At 71.3% G+C, this 19,370-nt stretch carries 17 protein-coding genes and 1 pseudogene; 9 read left to right on the top strand and 9 right to left on the bottom strand.

What is annotated here, in order from left to right; translation table 11 throughout:
- Positions 1-115 precede the first annotated feature (115 nt).
- Together VXC91_RS47145 and VXC91_RS31900 are read right to left on the bottom strand one after the other, a co-directional pair.
- Positions 116-247, bottom strand: a complete 132-nt coding sequence (locus VXC91_RS47145; RefSeq protein ID WP_374202911.1) for a hypothetical protein — start codon at positions 245-247, stop codon at positions 116-118.
- Between the two features lie 286 nt (positions 248-533).
- Entirely contained in the window at positions 534-803 is a 270-nt protein-coding gene (locus VXC91_RS31900; protein WP_329510827.1) for a WhiB family transcriptional regulator, read from the bottom strand.
- Positions 804-1,060: 257 nt separating this feature from the next.
- Between VXC91_RS31900 and VXC91_RS31895 the strand changes: the two genes are divergently transcribed.
- Positions 1,061-1,861, top strand: coding sequence for a VOC family protein (locus tag VXC91_RS31895; protein WP_329510826.1), 801 nt, complete (start codon positions 1,061-1,063; stop codon positions 1,859-1,861).
- Between the two features lie 260 nt (positions 1,862-2,121).
- Positions 2,122-3,343 (top strand): annotated as a pseudogene (locus tag VXC91_RS31890) (glycoside hydrolase family 64 protein).
- Between the two features lie 16 nt (positions 3,344-3,359).
- Here the strand turns inward: VXC91_RS31890 and VXC91_RS31885 are convergent.
- The 3 genes from VXC91_RS31885 to ligD all read right to left on the bottom strand — a co-directional run bounded on the left by VXC91_RS31885 (position 3,360) and on the right by ligD (position 6,995).
- On the bottom strand, positions 3,360-4,415 hold the full coding sequence (locus tag VXC91_RS31885; protein ID WP_329510825.1) for a LacI family DNA-binding transcriptional regulator: 1,056 nt from the start codon (positions 4,413-4,415) through the stop codon (positions 3,360-3,362).
- Between the two features lie 309 nt (positions 4,416-4,724).
- Positions 4,725-5,684: a multicopper oxidase domain-containing protein gene (locus VXC91_RS31880; protein ID WP_329510824.1), complete on the bottom strand. Its 960-nt coding sequence runs from the start codon at positions 5,682-5,684 to the stop codon at positions 4,725-4,727.
- A 171-nt stretch (positions 5,685-5,855) separates the two neighbouring features.
- Positions 5,856-6,995 (bottom strand): non-homologous end-joining DNA ligase, encoded by a 1,140-nt coding sequence (ligD, locus tag VXC91_RS31875; protein WP_329510823.1) that lies wholly within the window; start codon positions 6,993-6,995, stop codon positions 5,856-5,858.
- Positions 6,996-7,070: 75 nt separating this feature from the next.
- On the opposite strand from ligD, the gene VXC91_RS31870 reads away from it, so the two are divergent.
- Entirely contained in the window at positions 7,071-8,141 is a 1,071-nt protein-coding gene (locus VXC91_RS31870) for an ATP-dependent DNA ligase (RefSeq protein ID WP_329510822.1), read from the top strand.
- Between the two features lie 144 nt (positions 8,142-8,285).
- Entirely contained in the window at positions 8,286-9,269 is a 984-nt protein-coding gene (locus VXC91_RS31865) for a DUF3048 domain-containing protein (protein ID WP_329510821.1), read from the top strand.
- Between the two features lie 55 nt (positions 9,270-9,324).
- Here VXC91_RS31865 and VXC91_RS31860 read toward each other — a convergent pair whose 3' ends face one another.
- The 3 genes from VXC91_RS31860 to VXC91_RS31850 all read right to left on the bottom strand — a co-directional run bounded on the left by VXC91_RS31860 (position 9,325) and on the right by VXC91_RS31850 (position 11,091).
- Positions 9,325-9,687, bottom strand: coding sequence for a hypothetical protein (locus VXC91_RS31860; protein WP_329510820.1), 363 nt, complete (start codon positions 9,685-9,687; stop codon positions 9,325-9,327).
- Between the two features lie 85 nt (positions 9,688-9,772).
- A complete protein-coding gene (locus VXC91_RS31855; RefSeq protein WP_329510819.1) occupies positions 9,773-10,510 on the bottom strand; it encodes an IclR family transcriptional regulator in 738 nt (245 codons plus the stop codon).
- 113 nt (positions 10,511-10,623) lie between these two features.
- Positions 10,624-11,091 carry a MarR family winged helix-turn-helix transcriptional regulator gene (locus VXC91_RS31850; protein WP_329510818.1) on the bottom strand — a complete coding sequence of 156 codons (468 nt, stop codon included), beginning with the start codon at positions 11,089-11,091 and terminating at the stop codon, positions 10,624-10,626.
- 379 nt (positions 11,092-11,470) lie between these two features.
- Between VXC91_RS31850 and pcaH the strand changes: the two genes are divergently transcribed.
- The 5 genes from pcaH (at position 11,471) to VXC91_RS31825 (ending at position 16,164) form a co-directional block, all read left to right on the top strand.
- Positions 11,471-12,244 (top strand): protocatechuate 3,4-dioxygenase subunit beta, encoded by a 774-nt coding sequence (gene pcaH, locus VXC91_RS31845; protein WP_329510817.1) that lies wholly within the window; start codon positions 11,471-11,473, stop codon positions 12,242-12,244.
- 6 nt (positions 12,245-12,250) lie between these two features.
- Positions 12,251-12,856: a protocatechuate 3,4-dioxygenase subunit alpha gene (gene pcaG, locus VXC91_RS31840; protein ID WP_329510816.1), complete on the top strand. Its 606-nt coding sequence runs from the start codon at positions 12,251-12,253 to the stop codon at positions 12,854-12,856.
- Complete coding sequence (pcaB, locus tag VXC91_RS31835; RefSeq protein WP_329510815.1) at positions 12,853-14,184, top strand: 3-carboxy-cis,cis-muconate cycloisomerase; 1,332 nt, start codon at positions 12,853-12,855, stop codon at positions 14,182-14,184. Before pcaG ends, pcaB begins: the two co-directional genes overlap by 4 nt.
- On the top strand, positions 14,181-15,308 hold the full coding sequence (gene pcaDC / locus VXC91_RS31830) for a bifunctional 3-oxoadipate enol-lactonase/4-carboxymuconolactone decarboxylase PcaDC (RefSeq protein WP_329510814.1): 1,128 nt from the start codon (positions 14,181-14,183) through the stop codon (positions 15,306-15,308). The genes pcaB and pcaDC overlap by 4 nt, the downstream gene beginning before the upstream one ends.
- Positions 15,309-15,372: 64 nt before the next feature.
- Positions 15,373-16,164, top strand: a complete 792-nt coding sequence (locus VXC91_RS31825; protein ID WP_329510813.1) for an SDR family NAD(P)-dependent oxidoreductase — start codon at positions 15,373-15,375, stop codon at positions 16,162-16,164.
- A 7-nt stretch (positions 16,165-16,171) separates the two neighbouring features.
- Here VXC91_RS31825 and VXC91_RS31820 read toward each other — a convergent pair whose 3' ends face one another.
- On the bottom strand, positions 16,172-18,859 hold the full coding sequence (locus VXC91_RS31820; protein WP_329510812.1) for an ATP-binding protein: 2,688 nt from the start codon (positions 18,857-18,859) through the stop codon (positions 16,172-16,174).
- Positions 18,860-19,370: the final 511 nt, after the last annotated feature.

Below are 19,370 nucleotides of genomic sequence, written 5' to 3'. Positions count from 1 at the left end.
GGGCACTCGGGCACTCGGGCACTCGGGCGAGCATGACCACCATCCGGCGGCATACGGCATCGCCGCACGCGAACCGACGCACGCGTCTCCTACGCGGCCTCGTAGGGGGTTGCCGCTACGCGGCCTCGTAGTGGTGCGCGTCCGCGCCGCGCCACTTGACCCACGACGGGTCGTCGAGCACGTCTTCGGCGTCGGGGAGCCCGGCGCGGCCGAGAAACTCGATCAGGTCCTCGTCGGAGAAGGCCATCCCCAGGCTCTCCCCGCGCGTGGTCACCCGACGGCCGCCGGTGCCCGACGGCGGATGAACGATGACAGGGGCCCTTCCGGACATACCTCCAGCATCGTCCCGAGCCCTCCGGCGCGCATCCGGACGGAGGACACGGGCCACGACCCGGACTCGTAGCTGCCCGCCCGGCACCCCCGCCACGGTGTCGCTTCGGGTAGCCCTCAGGAACGCCCGCTGATTCCGGCGGCGAAGGCCGCGCGGACCCGGCGGACCCGCACAACGCCTCTCGGCGGCACTCCCGTACCCGTCATCGGACCGGTCGATCCCATCCGTTCTCCTCCGACCTGCGCAGGCGCATCCGTTCCTTCTCGGACAGCCCGCCCCAGACGCCGAACCGTTCGTCATGGGCGAGCGCGAACTCCAGGCACGCGGTCCGGCTCTCGCACAGCGCGCAGATGCGCTTCGCCTCCCGCACCGAGCTTCCGGGCTCGGGGAAGAAGAAATCCACCCCCGTCTGCGCACACAGTGCCTGCTCCTGCCAGGCGATGTCGGACGCAGTGATCGCTTCGATGTGCATGGCCGAGATCGTGCCGCGCGGCGACAAACGTTCGATCAACGCGGGATCAACGGCGCACCCGGCGCCGTGCAGAACCCGATGATGTCGCGTCCCGGCCGACCCGGGCACGGCGGCGCGCGGAAAATCCTCGGCCGAAAACCGACAGCACCCGTCAGCCACCCGTCATACACAGACTCTCGCGTCATCCCGGCGGCGCGTCACCGTGGGCGGTGCAAGACTCGGCAGTGCAGGCAACGGGAACCTCGAAGGATGCAGTCATGCTCACGACCCGTTTCGTCAACGGAGCCCCGAACTGGCTGGATGTCGGCACCCCCGACATCGGCGGGGCCATCTCCTTCTACCGTGGTCTCTTCGGCTGGCAGTTCCAGTCGGCGGGTCCCGAATCCGGAGGCTACGGCTTCTTCCAGCTCGCCGGAAAGACGTCCGCCGGCGGTATGCAGACCACTTCCGCACAGGGCCCGCCGTCCTGGACCGTCTACTTCCGCAGTCCCGACGCCGAGGCCACCGCCAAGAAGGCCGAGCAGGCCGGCGGCAGCGTACTCGTCCGGCCCATGGACGTCATGGGCGAGGGCCACATGGCCATTCTCGCCGACACCGCGGGTGTGCCCTTCGGCATCTGGCAGCCGGGCCGGACCAAGGGTATCGACGTGGCCGGGGAGCCGGGCTCGCTGTGCTGGATCGAGCTGTTCACACCGGACATCGCGCGCGCCGCCGCGTTCTACCACCAGGTACTGGGCTGGGAGACCGAGGGCGTGCCCTTCCCCGGCGGCACTTACACCTGCATCAACCCTGAAGGCGGCGGCTCGGAGACCATGTTCGGCGGACTGGTCCCGCTGGCCGACGATCCCACGGAGTCGGAATCGGGTGCCTATCTGATGCCGTACTTCGAAGTCACGGACACGGACACGACGGTGAGCGCCTCTCAGGAGCTCGGCGGCACCGTCCGGATGCCCGCGACGGATCTGGAGGGCGTGGGCCGCATCGCCCGACTCGCCGACCCGTACGGTGCGCGGTTCGCGGTCATCAAGAGCGCGCCGCCCCAGCCCGACCAGGGCTGACGCCGTCGCAGTCGGCCAGGTGCGCGAGCCGGGGATCACCTCCTCGCGCACCTGTGCCTTTCCCGACACGTCGACGCCACGCCGCCCCCGGCCACCGTCGCCCGCCGTCAGCTCGTGAAGGCGCACCGTTTTCGAGAGCGCTCTCAGTCATCACCCTTGACGCCTCAACCGTCCCTGGGAACAGTGGAACGCACCGCAGGGAGACACCCCCACGAACACCCGCTCCCCCTGCACTCCCCCCACACCCCAGGAGACGACTCGTGATATCGCGTCGTGTGTTTCTGACCGGAGCCGCCGCAGCCGCCACTTCCTCTGTCGGTACCGCTGCCCTCGCCTCCGGCATCGCCCAGGCAGCTCCGACGACCTGCCAACTCGCCCTGCACAACGCCTCGTTGGCCGGCACCGTCCGTGCGTACGTCACCGGGCACGAGCAGCCGACGGGCGCCTGGATGCTGCTGCGGGCCGACGGCAGCGTCTACCGGCCCAGTTCACCGTCCGCCCCGCAGATCCCACTGCCCGTCGACTGTTCCATTCCGCTGGGACCGGCGGGTTCCCCGGCCACGGTATTGACGTTGCCTCAGATGTACGGCGCCCGGATCTACTTCGGTGCGCGATGACACCCTGGCTTTTTTCCTCAACCCGGGCCCGGCCCTGGTCGAGCCGGCGTTCGCGACACCCGCCGACGTCAACTACGCCAAGACCTGGTCGTTCTGCGAGTTCACGTTCAACTCCGCCCAGCTGTACGCGAACATCAGTTATGTCGACCTGGTGACCGCCCTCCCCATCGGGCTCACCCTGGAAGGCGACGCCACGCACACCGTCGCACCCCTGCCCGACGGGGCGGTGGGCAGGATCGCCTCTGATCTCACGGCGCAGGCCGCGAAGGACGGGCACCCCTGGGACGGGCTCGTGGTCCACGGTCCCGGCGGAGAGGTCCTGCGGGTCATCTCTCCGCAGAATCTCATGGCGCCGTACTTCGACCGGCCCGACAGGATGCCGTTCCGCGACCTGTGGACCGCCTACATCGACGAGGTCTGGCAGAAGTACCGTGGCACCGACCTGAGGATCGACCTGCAGGGCGGCCGGGGCGTGTTCACCGGCAGGGTCAGCGGTGAGACGCTCGCCTTCACCGGCGGGCACACCTTCGCCAAGCCCACCTCGAGGGACGTCTTCACCTGCAACCACGGCCCGTTCGCCAACAACCCGGGCAACGCCGACGACAAGAAGGGTCTTCTCGCCCGTCTCGCCGCCGGTTTCAACCGCTCGCTGATGCTCACCCATCCCGACCAGCCGAACGGTGCGACCAGCGCCGACTACTACCAGGGCGCGGTCACCAACCACTGGGCGCGCGTGGTGCACGCCAACTCACCGATCGGCTATGCCTTCCCGTACGACGACGTCCGCCCGGACGGCCGGCCGGACGTCTCGGGCGCGGCGTACGACGGGAACCCGAAGCGCTTCACCGTGACCGTCGGCTCCTGAACCGCCGGCCGGCGGTTCAGGCGGACGCCCGCCGCACCAGCGTCGTCGGCAGCACGACGCTGGACGGCCCACCGCCCACACCGGACCCGGCGTCCCGGTAACTCCCGCCACCCCGTCGCTCGAGGGCCCGGAACAGCAGGCTGGCCATCAACCGGCCCATTTCCTCGATGTCCTGACGGATCGTTGTCAGAGGCGGGTCGGTCTGCTCGGCGACCGGCAGCATGTCGTCGAAGCCGACGACGGCGACGTCCTCGGGCACCCGGCGCCCCTGCGCACGCAGCACGCGCAGGGCTCCGGAGGCGGTCAGGTCGTTGGCGGCGAAAACGGCGTCGAGGTCCGGGCAGCGCTCCAGCAGCAGTCGCATGGCGCGTTCGCCGCCGGCCGGAGTGAAGTCCCCTTCGACGATCAGACGCGGATCGACGTCGACCATGACGTCCCGGAAGCCGTCGAGCCGGTCCACGGCGGAGGTCTGGCCCAGGGCGCCGGTGATGTGCGCGACGCGCCCACGGCCGAGGCCCACGAGATGGCGCACGGCATCGCGGGCCCCGCCCCGGTTGTCGCTGTCCACGTACACGGCACTGCGGGTGCCTTCGCCCCAGCCGGGCCGGCCGCCGAACACCGTCGGCACCCCGGCACGCTGCGCCAGCTCCGGCAATGGGTCGTCGAAGTGCAGCGAGAAGACGAGGGCGCCGTCGACATGTCCGCCGGCGAGATAGCGCCCGACCCTGGCGTGGTCGGCGCGCCCTCCAGTGAGCAGCAGCACCAACTGGGAGTCGTGGGCCGTCAATTCCTTGCTGATCCCCCGCAACTGCAGGGCGAAGAAGGGGTCGGCGAAGACCCGGGTCTCCGGTTCGGCGATCACCACGGCGACCGCGTCGTGCCGTTTGGTCACCAGGCTGCGCGCCGCCTGGTTCGGGACGTAGCCGAGTTCCTCGACGGCGCGGCGCACCCGCTCGACGAGCGGCTCGCGCACCCCCTGCCCGCCGTTGACCACCCGGGACACGGTGGCCCGCGAGACCCCGGCCCGCGCAGCCACCGCCTCGAGCGTGGGTCGGGGCGCGGTCTCGGTCACTGAGGGACTCCTCCTCGACGGTTGCCGATCAGGATAGCCCTGGCGGGCCCACGGCACTGAGAGCGCTTCCAGCGCATGGCACCCGATCACGGGCCCCGGGCCCCGGCGCACATCGATGGCGTTCATGGACGGCCGACCACGCTCCGCCCCACCCACGTGCCCGGGCCTGCACTCCCCGGCATCACCGGGAGAGCGCGAGCCACCCGCTCACCCGGGCCGGGGTGGCCACGACCGACCCTGGAACGGGCCGGCGGAGAACGCTGCCGGTCTCCTCGCTCGCGCTCGTCCTCGACACCCTCGCCGGCAACATCACCGGCCGGACGAGGCCTTGTGCTTGTGCGGTTCGTACTTGGGAATCGTCCCGTCCGCCCTCTTCACGATGAAGAAGCCCACCATTCCATGGTCGGCGTGCCGCTGCACATGGCAGTGGTACATCCAGGCTCCGGGACCGCCGTTCTCGCCTGCGACCACCTGGAAGCCGAAGGAGTCCCCCGGACCCACGATCCTGTTGTCGACGATCTGGCTCGGGTCGTCCGGTCCGGTGAGGAGTCCCGTGCGGTTGTGCGCCCATCGGTGACCGTGCAGATGGAACGTGTGGTACATGTCGCCGTGCGTGATCATCACGAACTCGACGCGCTCCCCGACCGTCGCCAGCAGGTTGGGACCCTCGTGTTCGTGCTGATTGATCATCATGCCGTTGAACACGATCGTGAACGTCTTGTCCGGGAGGATGTCGCCCACGCGGCGTACGATCACCGGCCCGTACAGGCCCTTGCGGATGCCGCCCGTGCCGTGGTCCGTGCCCACGACGTGGTCATGGTAATGCCAGTAGCCCGCACTGCCCTCTCGCCAGGTCCCGTCCTCACGGCGACGGGGGGTGTGCGTTTGCCAGGTGTAGATGCGACTGCCGCCCGGCTCCACGCTGCTCCTGGACGACCTCGTCCCGTCGTTGGTGATCGAGTAGTCGAGTCCGTGCACATGGAGACTCGCCGCGACGTCCAAGGTGTTCACGAGCTCGATGTGCAGCGTGTCGCCCTCGTTGAGCTCGATCAACGGGCCGGGGACGGTTGCCTGCCCCCGGGCGAAGCCGTAGCCCATCCGGCCGTCCGCCAGCTTCTCGGCGTACACCCTCAGGCGTCTGACCTCACCGCCGGCGCGCGCGATTCTCACGCGCTTGTCGTCGCCGACGGACTCCGGCCCCAGGCTCAGCGATGTCGCGACGGCCGTACCGCCCAGCAGCATCCTCCGGTGGAAGCTGCGTCTGTTCATGGCGGGTTCCCCCATCCTGTACGGGAAATCACGGAGGCGCGCCGCCGGGATGAACAAAAGTGACGGTAGCGGCACAGCGTGATTTTATGCGCACAGATAGCCAAATTCGTAGTATTTCGGTCCTACCTCTGGTCGAGTTGCCGCCGATTCCGATCCGGACCCGGCCGGCGCTCAAGGGGACGCGGGATCCTCCGGGACCGCCGGGTCCTCGAGCCCGTCGGGCCTGCCGGCGCCGCCTGGCGTGTCGGAGTTCCCGGGCTTCTTCCGCGACCCGACCCGCGCCTCGGTGCTCGCCGGCTTGCCTTCCCGTCGCGCACGGCTCGGCTGCACCCGTTTGGGCTCGCCCGGCATCTTCGGATACTCGGGCGGATAGGGCAGGTCGCCCAGGCCATGGTCGTGTTCGTCACGGCGGGCGAGTTCGAGGAGCGCCTCGAGGGAGTAGGAATGGTCGTCCATGTCGGCGTGGACGTCGCCGACTTCGGCGAACCGCCGGGGCATGGTCTCCAGGTCGAAGTCGCGTGGCACCGCGTCGTCGACCTCCTCCCAGCGCAGCGGCGCGGACACCGGGGCGTACGGCTGGGGGCGGACGGAGTAGGCCGAGGCGACGGTGCGGTCGCGAGCGGTCTGGTTGTAGTCGACGAAGATCCTCTCGCCCCGCTCCTCCTTCCACCAGGCAATGGTCACGTGCGCCGGCATCCGGCGTTCGAGTTCACGCCCGACGGCGATCGCGGCGCGGCGCACCTGGGTGAAGGTCCAGCGCGGCTCGATGGGCACGAAGACATGCAGTCCCCGGCCGCCGGAGGTCTTGGGCCAGCCCCGCAGTCCGCCGAACTCATCAAGGACGGCGCGCAGTTCGTGTGCGGCGCGCACCGCGTCCGCGAAGTCGGTGCCGGGCTGCGGGTCGAGGTCGATGCGCAGTTCGTCGGGGTGGTCCACGTCGTCACGGCGCACCGGCCACGGGTGGAAGGTCAGCGTCCCGTACTGCGCGGCCCAGACGACGGCCGCCTTCTCGGTGGGGCACATCTCGTCGGCGCTGCGGCCGCTGGGAAAGGTGATGTGGGCGGTGGGGATCCAGTCGGGCAGGTTCTTCGGCGCCCGCTTCTGGAAGAAGGACTCGCCCGACACGCCGTCCGGGTACCGCTCGAGCGTGGTGGGTCGGTTGCGCAGGGCGCGCAGGATGCCCGGACCGACGGCCACGTAGTAGCGCGCGAGGTCGAGCTTGGTGAAGCCGCGCTCCGGGAAGAAGACCTTGTCCGGGCTGGACAGCCGTACCGTCCTGCCTGCCACCTCCAACTCCACCGCATTGCCCATGCGTGACACGGTAGGCGCAGGGACCGGGCCACGCACACCGGGCGAACCGCATCGCAAGGCAGGAGAATCGAAGGCATGGATCTGCCGGTGATGCCGCCCGTGAAGCCGATGCTCGCCAAGTCCGTGGCCACGATCCCGCCGGACATGCAGTACGAGGCGAAGTGGGACGGGTTCCGGGCGATCGTCTTCCGGGACGGCGCCGAGGTCGAGCTGGGCAGCCGCACCGGAAAGCCTCTGACCAGATATTTTCCCGAGCTGGTCGAGGCCCTGCGGGAGCGGTTGCCCGAGCGGTGTGTGCTGGACGGCGAGATCGTGATCACGCGGGAGGGGCATCTCGACTTCGACGCGCTGACGGAGCGGATCCATCCGGCCGACTCCCGGGTGCGGATGCTCGCGCTGAAGACCCCGGCCTCCTTCGTGGCGTTCGATCTGCTGGCGCTGGACGACTCCTCGTTGCTCGAGATCCCGCTGAGCGACCGGCGCGCCCGGCTGGAGAGGGCGCTGTCGGCGGTGACGCCGCCCGTGCACCTCGCACCGGCCACGACGGACCGGGCGGTGGCGGAGCAGTGGTTCCGGCAGTACGAGGGCGCGGGCCTGGACGGAGTGATCGCCAAGCCGCTCACCCTGCCCTACCGGCCGGACGAACGCGTGATGTTCAAGGTCAAGCACGAGCGCACGGCGGACGTCGTGGTGGCCGGCTACCGCTTCCACAAGAGCGGGCCGGTGGTGGGTTCGCTGCTGCTCGGGCTGTACGACGACCGGGGCGCCCTCCAGCACGTGGGGGTGACCGCCGCGTTCGCGATGAAGCGGCGCGCCGAGCTGGTGCAGGAGCTGGAGCCGCTGCGGATGGAGGAGGTCACGGGGCACCCGTGGGCAGCATGGTCGGACGAGGTGGCGCACGAGACGGCCAGGCTGCCCGGCGCGCCCAGCCGCTGGTCGGGGAAGAAGGACCTCTCCTGGGTACCGCTGCGGCCCGAGCGGGTGGCCGAGGTGGCCTACGACCACATGGAGAACGGGGTGCGCTTCCGGCACACCGCGCGCTTCCGCCGCTGGCGCCCGGACCGCACCCCCGAGAGCTGCACGTACGCGCAGCTGGAGGAACCGGTGCGCTACGACCTCGCGGAGATCCTCGGCACGCCGGACTGACGCCCCCGACGGCGCCGCCCCTCGCCCTTGCGCCCCGCCGAACCGATCGCCCTGCGCGACGCACACGAGCGGAAGAGAACGGGTATGGACATCAATGAACAATGAGCACACAAGCGATGGCACGGGCATGGTGGAACGGTGGGCATGCGACAGATTGCGCGGATGCGACGCGGTGCGGCGACGGCCGCGCTGCTGACCGTCGCCCTGACGGGCTCGCTGCTGGCGGGCTGCAGTTCGGGGGGCGGCAGGGCCGACGCGCGGGGCGAGCAGCCGGGGCGGCACCCGCAGGACGGCGACCGGACCTCCGCGGCACCGGCCGGTCCGCTGCTTGCTGTGAAGATCGACAACGTACCCGCGGCTCGTCCCCAGACGGGCCTGGACCAGGCGGACATCGTCTATGCGGAGCAGGTCGAGGGTGGCCTCAGCCGGCTGATGGCGGTGTTCGCGACCAAGCTGCCCTCGGTGGTCGGCCCGGTGCGCAGTGCCCGTGAGTCGGATCTGGAAGTGCTGCGGCAGTTCCATGATCCGACGCTCGCGTTCTCGGGAGCCCAGCACAAACTCCTGCCCCTCATCGACAAGGCCCCCCTGACCCCGGAACCGCCCGACAAGAACTCCGGTGCCTACTTCCGGGCCGGCGGCAAGGTCGCACCGCACAACCTCTATCTGCGGCCGCAGCGGCTGCTGAGGTCCGCTCCCGGAGCCGCCGCGCTCACGACCGGGTTCCGGTTCGGTGCCGCACCGTCGGGCGGGACTCCTGAGACCACGCGCACGGTCCGCTTCCCCTCGGCCCGCTTCACGTTCACCTGGTCCGCGCGGCAGCACAGCTGGCTCGTGGCGATGGACGGGACGCCGACGGTGACGCCGGACGGCGCGCGGGTGGCCCCGGCCACGGTGGTGGTGCAGTACGTGCGGGTGCGCGCCTCGCACTTCCACGACGTCCTCGGCAACAACTCGCCCTACTCGGAGACCGTGGGCTCCGGAAGGGCCCAAGTGCTGCGCGACGGAAGGGTGTTCGACGCCCACTGGCAGCGACCCTCCGCGACGGACGGCACCCGGTTCACGACGACGGACGGCGCGCCGATGAACTTCGCGAAGGGGCAGGTGTGGGTCGTGCTCGCGAAGGCGTGAGCGGGTCTTCGGACGGCCGGCCCGCGGCGACCGCGGGACCCTCCGCAGGGGGTGCCTACGCCCGGCGGCCCAGCCGGCGCTCGATCGCGACGGCCGCGTCCTCGCGGGCGGCGGCGAGCGCCTGACGGCCCTCCTCGGCCGAGTCGAATCCCAGGGCCGCCGCGATCGCCTCCCACGCGACACCGCCTTCGAGCAGCGCCTCCACGGCGGCACCGACCGCCACCACCGTTTCGCGGCGGGCCCGGTCGAGTTCGGCGAGCGTGCGGAGCAGGTCCGGTGCCATCGCGGCCCCCGCGAGTCCGCTCTGCGCCGCGTGCCGCGCCTGGTCGGCGGTGACCCACCAGTCGGCGGAGGTGCGCGGGGTTCGGGTGACGACGGTGCGGTCCACGGTGGTGCCGCCTTCCTTCCGGGTACGCATACAGGGGCGCTACGGACACAGCCAGTCTAAGCCGACGATCCGGGCAATGGCGCACCCGGTCCGCTGAACGGACCACCTGGGCCGCTCACCCTTCGAACGGCAGCCCCACCAGAGCCAGCTCACGCGCCGCAGCCCTGAGCCCGTCCGCGAAGTGCCGTACCCGCTCATCGGTGAAACGGGTGCTGGGCCCGCCGAAGGAGAGGGCCGCGGCCACCGCCCCGCCGCGCCCCCGCACCGGCACGGCCACCGCCGAGAGGCCCTCTTCGTACTCGCCGTGACTGGTGGCGTAGCCGAGGTCCCGCGCCTCCTCGATCCGGGCGTGCAGCGTGTCCAGATGGGCGGCCCCGTACGGCGAGGTCTCCGCGACCCGGCACAGCAGAGCCTCCGGAGCGTCGAGCAGCAGCGCCCTGGAGACACCGCCCGCCCACAGCGGCAGCTCGTCCCCGACGCGGACGACCTGCCGCAGGGACTGCGGACCCTCTTCCTGGGCGATGCAGACGCGGCGGATGTCGCGGCGCACGTGCAGGTGCACCGTCTCCCCGTGCTCGGCGGCCAGTTCACGCAGGATCACCCCGGCCGCGGGCGGCAGCCGCCAGGCCCGCTCGGCGAGCCGGGACCAGCGCAGCAGGGCGGGCCCCGCCAGGTAGCGGCCGTGTTCGTCGACCCAGAGCAGACCGTTGAGCCGGAGCGTCCCCAGCAGACGGAGCGCGGTGGTCTTGGGCAGTCCCGACGCGGCGACGATCTCACGGATCGACAGCGTGGGACGGCTCTCGTCGAAGAGTTGGAGGATGTCGATCGCCCGCTGCACGGTTCTCATCCCCATGCGTTCCGCCTCGGACGCCATCGCTGATCCTCTCGATCGGGGACCGCACGGCGGCCCAGCCGGACCCCCTTGCCCTGCACGGTACTGCGCGGGGGTCCGCTCGGCGGACTTCGTCAGGCCTCGACCCCGGTGAGGGGCGCCGCCGGGTCGCGCAGCCCTTCGGCGGCCTCCGAGACGCGTCGGACGAGGTCGAAGAACAGGGTCTGCTCCTCGGCGGAGAGAGGCGCCAGGAAGACCCGGTTCATCCGGGCCGTGCGCACGGTCAGCCTGCGATGCGTCCGTGCTCCCTCGTCCGTGAGGCGCAGCAGGAAGCGGCGGCCGTCCTGCGGGTCGCGGACCTTGTCCAGGAGGCCGCGACGGCTCAGCCGGCTGATCACCTCGGCGACGGTGGACCGGTCGAGACCCACACGTTCGCCCACGGTCCGCTGATCGAGCCCGGGCTCGGCGACGAGCGCGTTGAGGACCGCGAACTGCGGCGAGGTGATCTCCTCGGAGACCATCGTGTTCCACAGCAGGTAGTGCGCCTGCTGCAACCGCCGGGCCAGGTGCCCCGGGTGGGTGGAGAGATCCACCGCGGCCATGCGCGCTCCCACGGTCGTTTTGGTCGGTGCACTGAACGATACCGGGTGATGCGGCGGCCGTCCGACAGTGGCGCACAGGAACAGCAAGACAGTAATCAGGGCCTTGACGCCGCTCTCCCGACAGTGGCAGCGTGAAAACTAACTCAGGGAACTACTCAGTGTGCTGATTAATTGCAGGGCTGATGGCCTGGACTCGCGAGCAGATGGCGGCCCGGGCCGCACAGGAACTGAGGGACGGTCCTTCGCCGACGGCGCCGACGAGGAGAACCGCACCGTTGCCCACCAGCTCGCCCCCTCGCACCCCCTGCACCGGCATCGCCCCCGGGTGTAGCGGAGCGGGCCGGGGCCTCGTCCTCATCCTCGAACGTCAGGAACCCACATGGCTCTCACTCAGCACGACATCGACGTCGAGATCGCGGCCGAACACGCCGCCTACGAAAAGCGGGTCGCCGGCGGCGCGCCCGTCGAGCACCACCCGCGCCGCGACTACGCTCCCTACCGATCGTCCGTGCTGCGTCACCCCGAGCAGCCGCCGGTCACGATAGACGTCACCCAGGACCCGGAGCTGGTGGAGCTGTCCTCCCCGGCCTTCGGCGAGCGCGACATCACCGAGATCGACAACGATCTCACCAGGCACCACCGGGGTGAGCCCATCGGCGAGCGGATCAGCGTCTCCGGACGTCTGCTCGACCGCACCGGACGCCCGGTACGCGGCCAGCTCATCGAGATCTGGCAGGCCAACTCCGCCGGACGGTACGCGCATCGGCGCGAGCAGCACGACGCCCCGCTGGACCCCAACTTCACGGGCGTGGGCCGAACGCTCACCGACGACACCGGCTTCTACCGCTTCACCACCATCCAGCCCGGCCCGTACCCCTGGCGCAACCACGTGGGTGCCTGGCGCCCGGCCCACATCCATTTCTCCCTCTTCGGGAGCGCGTTCACTGAACGGCTCGTGACGCAGATGTACTTCCCGAACGACCCGCTCTTCCCGTACGACCCGATCCTGCAGTCCGTGACGGACGACGCCGCCCGGCAGCGGCTGGTCGCGACCTACGACCACAGCCTGTCGGTGCCGGAGTTCTCGCTCGGTTATCACTGGGACATCGTGCTCGACGGCCCGACCGCCACCTTGATCGAGGAAGGACGCTGACCTGCCATGACGAAGATCGACACAAGCAGGCCGGAGAGCGTGCTGCCCACTCCCTCGCACACGGTCGGCCCCTTCTACGGATACGCGCTGCCGTTCCCGGGCGGCGGTGACATCGCGCCGATCGGCCACCCGGACACGATCGCCCTCCTGGGATATGTCCACGACGGAGAGGGCAGCCCCCTGCCGGACGCCCTCGTGGAACTGTGGGGGCCCGACCCGGACGGCAACCTCCCCGCGGTCGACGGCTCGATCCGGCGCGACCCGGCGACCGGTGGCCATCTGGGCCGCAGCGGGGTGGAGTTCACCGGCTGGGGCCGTGTCCAGACCGACGCGAACGGCCATTGGTACGCCCGTACGCTGAGGCCCGGCGCGCGCGGCCACAGCGCCCCGTACATCAGCATGTGCGTCTTCGCCCGGGGCCTGCTCACCCACCTGTTCACCCGGATCTATCTGCCCGGCGACGAAGCCGCGCTCGCCGCCGACCCACTGCTCTCCCGGATCGACGAGGATCGCCGCGGCACGCTGATCGCCGCGGCCGAGGGCAACGGCACGTACCGATTCGACATCCGCCTTCAGGGTGAAGGCGAGACGGTCTTCCTGGAGTTCCAGTGACACCCGACTGCTCCGACACCGGCTTGCTCGCTCCCGGGTGGTCTGGCTCCCCCGCCGGGGACGCGACGAGCGACACCGCCTATCTGCGGGCCATGCTCGACGCGGAAGTCGCACTGACCCGGGCCCAGGCCTCATGCGGGCTGGCTCCCGAGGCGGCGGCGACTGCGGTGGCCGAGGCGGCTCGTACGGACCGCTTCGACGTGCGCTCCCTCGCCCGGCGCGCCCGGGCGGACGGGAACCCGGTCATCCCCCTGGTCGCCGATCTGACGAAGGCGGTGGGCACTCCGTACGGGCCGTACGTGCACCGGGGCGCCACCAGCCAGGACATCCTGGACACGGCGACGATGCTGGTCGGCGTGCGCACGCTGGACCCGGTCCTGGCCGACCTGGAGCGCACACAGACGGCGCTGGCCCGGCTCGCCGCGCACCACCGGGACACGGTCATGCCCGGGCGGACGCTCACCCAGCACGCCGTGCCGACGACGTTCGGGCTGAAGGCGGCGGGCTGGCGGTCCCTGGTGCTGGACGCCCGGGACCGCGTACGGGCCGTGCGGGACGGTCTGCCCGCCCAACTCGGCGGCGCGGCCGGCACCCTGGCCGCGTTCACCGCATACGGCGCGGACGACCCACGGGCGCTCACGGCCGCGTACGCACAAGAACTCGGGCTCGCCGAACCGGCACTGCCCTGGCACAGCTTGCGTACTCCGATCGCCGATCTCGCGGGCGCACTCGCCTTCACGGCCGGAGCGCTGGGCAAGCTCGCCGCGGACGTGCTGACGCTGTCCCGTACCGAGATCGCCGAGGTCGGCGAGGGCACGGGCGGCGGGTCCTCCGCCATGCCGCACAAGGCGAATCCCGTTCGGGCGACACTGGTCGCGGCGGCCGCCCGGCGGGCGCCGCAGCTCGCCGCCACGCTGTACGGATCGCTGACCGCCGAGGACGAACGCCCCGCCGGGGCCTGGCACGCCGAGTGGGAGCCGCTGCGCGATCTGCTGCGGCTCGTCGGCGGAGCCGCCCGCGACGGCGCGGAACTGGCCGACGGCCTGCGGGTGAACGCGGAGACCATGCGCGAACACCTCGCGCTCACCCACGGGTTGATCGTCTCCGAGCGACTGGCGGCGAAACTGGCCCCGCTGCTGGGCCACGGCCGCGCCAAGGAGCTGCTCATCGAGGCCGCCCGGCGCGCCCATACGGAAGGCCAAAAATTCGCACAACTGCTCACTGAGGAAACCGGGTTGAAGGAACTCGACCTCGAAGGGCTCACCGACCCTGCTCAGTACACCGGCTCCGCCGCGACCCTCACCGACCGTGCTCTGGAGCGTTCGTGACCGACAATCTGCCGCACCACCGAGCCGAGGGCGCCGCCACCGCTCCCCCGCTGTTCCTCGGGTCGTCGCTGGGCACCTCCTACGCCCTGTGGGACAAGGTCGCGCCCGAGCTGTCCGCCGATCACCGAGTGATCCGCTGGGATCTGCCCGGCCACGGCGGTTCGGCGCCGAACCTGATCGGCCCCGGCGCGACGGTCGCCGACCTCGCGGGGCTGGTGCTGGCGCTCGCCGACTCCCTGGGCGTGGAGCGGTTCGCCTACGCCGGGGTGTCGCTCGGCGGCGCGGTGGGGCTGCATCTCGCCGTGCACCACCCCGAGCGGATCTCGTCGCTCGCCGTCGTCTGCTCGTCCGCGCACTTCAATGGCGCGAGGCCGTGGGAGGAGAGGGCCGCACTGGTCCGCCGGGAGGGACTGGCGCCGGTCGCGGCGACCGCCGACGCCCGCTGGTTCACGGACGGGTTCACCGTGCCGCGGCTCGTGCAGGACCACCGGGACGCCGACCCGGCCGCGTACGCCGCCTGCTGCGACGCACTGGCCGCCTTCGACATCCGTGACCGGCTGCCGTCGATCACCGTGCCGACGCTGCTGATCGCGGGTCGCAAGGATGCGGCGACGCCGCCGGCACACCTACGAGAGATCGCGGACTCGGTACCGGGTGCCGCGCTGGTCGAGATCCCGGGTGCCGCGCACCTGGCGCCCGCGCAGTGCCCGAAGGCCGTCCTGACGGCGCTGCGGGCGCATTTCTCGGGGACCTCCGGCTTCGGCATGGAGGTGCGCCGCGAGGTCCTCGGCGACGCGCACGTGGACCGGGCGCAGGCGCGCCAGACCCCCTTCACCGCCCGCTTCCAGGACTTCATCTCACGCTGTGCCTGGGGCGAGGTCTGGACGGATCGCACGCTCTCGCGCCGGGAACGCAGCATGATCACGCTGACCGCCCTGGTCGCTCAGGGGCACCACGACGAGCTGGCCATGCACGTCAGGGCGGCCCGGCACAACGGGCTGACGCCGGAGGAGATCGGCGCCGTCCTGCTGCAGACCGCTGTCTATTGTGGCGTTCCGGCGGCGAACTCGGCGTTCGCGGTGGCCCAGCGCGTGCTCGCGGAGGAGGACTCGGTGGGAGGGTGATCCTGTTGGTCGTAGCTTCAGCAGTGCCTCTCACCCACCGCCGGCCCGTGCCTAGGGTGGAGGTATGTCCACTGTTCTGATCACCGGGGCCACCTCCGGTCTCGGCCGGTACATCGCCTTCGAGTTGGTCCGCTCGGGACACCTCGTCCTCGCCCACGGACGGGACGCGGGCCGCACCGAACGGCTCGTCGAGGAGCTGCGCACCGAGGGCGAGGCGCAGGGCTTCGTCGCGGACCTGGCCTCGCTCGCCGAGGCGCGGCGGCTCGGCGAAGAGGTGGGCGCCGCGCACCCTCGCCTCGACGTCCTGATCAACAACGCGGGTGTGGGCGGCGGTCCGCGCGGCTCCGGACGCGAGGTCAGCGCCGACGGGCACGAGCTGCGACTCGCCGTCAACTACCTGGCGCCGGTCGTACTCACCCGCGCGCTGCTGCCGGTACTGCGAGCGAGTGCCCCGGCCCGGATCGTCAACGTGGGCTCGGCGGGTCAGGAGCCGCTGGACTTCGACGACCCGGAGCTGGCCCACGGCTACAGCGGTGTCTCGGCGTACTGCCGCAGCAAGTTCGCCCTGGCCGCGTACACGTTCACCCTGGCCGAGGAAGTGCGGGGCACTGGTGTCTCGGTCAACGTCCTGCACCCGGCGACCTACATGGACACCGCGATGGTCCGCGAGGGCGGCATCACCCCGTGGAACAGTGTCGCGGACGGCGCGCCCGGCGTCCTTGCCCTGGCGACCCGGGACCTGGGCACCGGCGGCTACTTCGACGGCACCCGTCCCTCACGGGCGCACGAGCGGGCGTACGACCGGGAGACGCGACAGCGCCTGGAGGTCGTGACCGATCGACTGCTCGCGCTGTAGCGAAGCGTCAGCGCAGCCCCCTGCCGTGGTCCAGCACCTCCTGCGCCCGCGCCACCAGGCCGTCGGCGCCGCACGACCGGGCGAGCGTCAGCCCGCGGATCAGCTCGGCGACCGATTTCGCGGCGATCCCGTACTCGACACGGGCCGCCGCGTGCTCATAGGCACAGGGCGAGGACTCCAGGTAGGTCACTGCCCGGGCGTGCAGCGCCACCGCGCGCTGACCCGTCTCCAGGGTGGCGGCGACGCGGAGGGCCTCGCCGATCGCCGTGTCGGTGCCCAGGTGCTCGGCCTGCTGCCGGGCGGTCGCGGCCAGTTCGGCCGCGCGGTGGGGATCGTCGGCGACCAGCGCGCGGGCGAGGTCACCCGCCCAGGGCGCCAGAACCGGATTGCGGCCCCGTCCGGCGCAGGCCTTCTCGGCGGCCTCCAGCTCGTTCACACCCTCCTTGGTCCGGCCTACGGCGATCAGCAGCCGGCCGCGCACGGAGCGGGTGTCGGGCAGCACGATCGTGGACGGGTAGGGCGGTGCGAAGCCGTATCGCTCCGCGATCGACCAGGCCTCGTCCACGCGCCCGCGGGCGAGCAGGGTGTCGACGAGTCCACAGGTCGCCGACCAGTACAGGGGCAGTCCGCGGCCCACGCGTTCGGCGAGGCGCAGTGACTCGCGCAAGGAGGTCTCCGCGTCCCTCAGACGGCCCCGCCTGCGGTGGGCGAGCCCGACGTAGGCATGGGCCAGGGAGAGGTGGCCGCCACTCCAGCCGGCGGCCTCGTAGGCGCGCAGGGCCTCGGTGAACAGGCTCTCGGCGCGGTCGAGGCGGTCCGTGTAGGCATAGGCGCTGCCGAGCATCAGCAGCAGTTCGATACCCCACGCGCTGTCGGTCCAGCCGAGTCCGGGAGCCAGGCGGCCGTTGACGAGGGCACGGTCGCACAGCTCCACGACCTCCTCGGCGCTCTCGCCGTGGGTCATCGCGTCGAAGCCGCGCAGAATGAGCAGCGCGCGCTCGGAATTGTCGCGTCCGGTGCAGGTGGCGGCGAGTTCGGCCAGCTCGCGGGAGCGGGCCGGAGAGTCCTCCTCGGCCGCGTGGATGCCCTCCCACATGTAGTGCACGGCCTGCAGGCGCATGCGCGAGGGGCCGGGTTCGAGCCGGGCGGCCTCCTCGTCGACGGTACGGATGGCCTCGTCCAGCTGGTCGTTGTGCAGCAGGGCCTGGGACAGACGGTAGACGGCGCTCACTCGGTCGTCGCCCTCCAGCCCCGGCATGGCGAGTGCCGCCTGGAGGTACTCGATGGTGGTCGCGGGCGAGGTCAGCAGCGTGGCGCAGCCCAGTTCGTAGAGCACATGGGGGTGGACCTCGGGCAGCGGGGGCTCCACCAGGGCACGCTCGAGACAGCGGCGGGCGGCCTCGGGCGCGCCGACCGCGAGGTGTTCGCGTGCGGCCTCACGCATCTGCTCGACGAGTTCCTCGTCGTCGTCCGGGTGGACCTCGAGAAGGTGACGGGAGGCAGCCGCCGCGCCGAGCCCTGTGTCGGTCACGACCTGCGCGGCGATTCCGTGCATCGCGGTACGCAGTCCGTCGGGGATCGACCGGTAGACGGCGCTGGCGATCAGCGGGTGCACGAACTCCAGCTCGCCGCCGTCCGCCTGACGGTTCGCCGGATCCGGCTCGGTGAGGATGCGGGCCGCGCTGAGGAGTTCGGCGCAGCGCACCGCCTCCGCGGGGCGCATCGTGGCGAGGCGGGCCACCAGGTCCACGGTGATGCCGGTGCCGAGGATGGCCGCCGCCCAGGCGAACCGGGTGGCCTCGATACCGAGGCCTTCGAGCCGGGCCACCAGGCCGTGGCCGCGGGCCGAGCGGTTCAGGGCACGCAGTTCCGCGGCGGACGACTCGACCGGCTCGAGCTGGCTGTCCTGCACCTTGGCGAGGAGTTCGACCGTTTCGTAGGGGTTGCCCCCGGTCACGGCCCACACCTCGCGGCAGAACGGGGCGTCGGCGTGTGCACCGACGGTGGCCCGGGTGAGTCCGCCAGTGGCATCGGGGGTGAGCGCGATCAGGGTGCTGACCGGACGGCGGGCCGCTGCGGCGATCGCGTCCAGGTGGCGTGCGCTCTCCCCGGAGACCTCCCCGGGCCGGCGTGCAACCACGACGAGTACGCGCAGTTCGTCGAGGCGCTCGCAGAAGGCGGCCAGCCAGCGGAGGGTCTCCTGGTCGGCCCAGTGCGCATCGTCGATGAGCAGGACGAGCGGCCATTCCCGTTTGGCGAGCCGGGAGACGGCCGCGACCAGCCCGTCGTACACGCCCTGCGGGTCGGCCTGCCGCTCACCGGGATCGGTTATCCCGAGGGCGGGGCCGGCGACCTCGTACCAGTCGCCCAGGTACTCGCGCGCCTCCTCCGGCATCAGGGAGACGAGCGCGGGCTGCAGCAACTGCCGTACGACATTGAACGGAACGGACGTGACGGTCTCACCGCCGCGCGCCGACCACACTGTGCATCCGCGCCGCTCGGCGATACGGCGCGTCTCGGCGAGGAGCGCGGTCTTGCCGATGCCGGCCTCCCCACCGAACATCAGCAGGCTCCCCATCTCCGTCGGCGAGGAGTCGTCGCGCAGGGCGTCGACCGACTCGGTGACGACGGCGAGTTCCGCGTCGCGTTCCCACAGGGAAGCCGAGGCGGCCCCGCCGGGCCGTGCCTCCGTCATCCCGGTACCTCCCCAGATCGCCCAAACGACGTACAAGCATCGAGCCTAGTCGCCCGCGGGCCCCGACGGAGGCAGGTCGTGACACCTGTTGCCGCGACGGGTGACGCGGGGTGTGCCGGGGCGACGCCAATGGCCGCCGACCAGGCCGGATGAAAGTCATTGACGGTAAAGCCCGTTGGAAATGAAGCAAACTTTCCCATGCCCTCGCGGCATCCGGAAAGCTCCGGCACGATCACCCCCGCACACGTCCCGAACCCACGCGTGAACCGGCCCGGGGCCACGCGAACAGCCGTGGTCGCCGGGGAGTCGGGCGACTTCGCCGAGACGAGCGGGTTCGGTGCCCTCGGCTGCTCCCCCGCGGTTATCGCGGCCCGGTCATTCGTTCCGGACGGTGGCGCCGCGGCCGAGGGACTCGTCACGTCACACGCCCCCTCGCACTCGCGTTCTTCTGCCGGCCGGCCGGAGCCACGGTGTCCGGACGAACGGACGACCGGACGACCGGACGACCGGA

It is taken from the genome of Streptomyces chiangmaiensis, assembly GCF_036281785.1.
GTDB lineage: Bacteria > Actinomycetota > Actinomycetes > Streptomycetales > Streptomycetaceae > Streptomyces > Streptomyces chiangmaiensis.
This window is presented reverse-complemented; position numbering and strand designations above follow the sequence as displayed.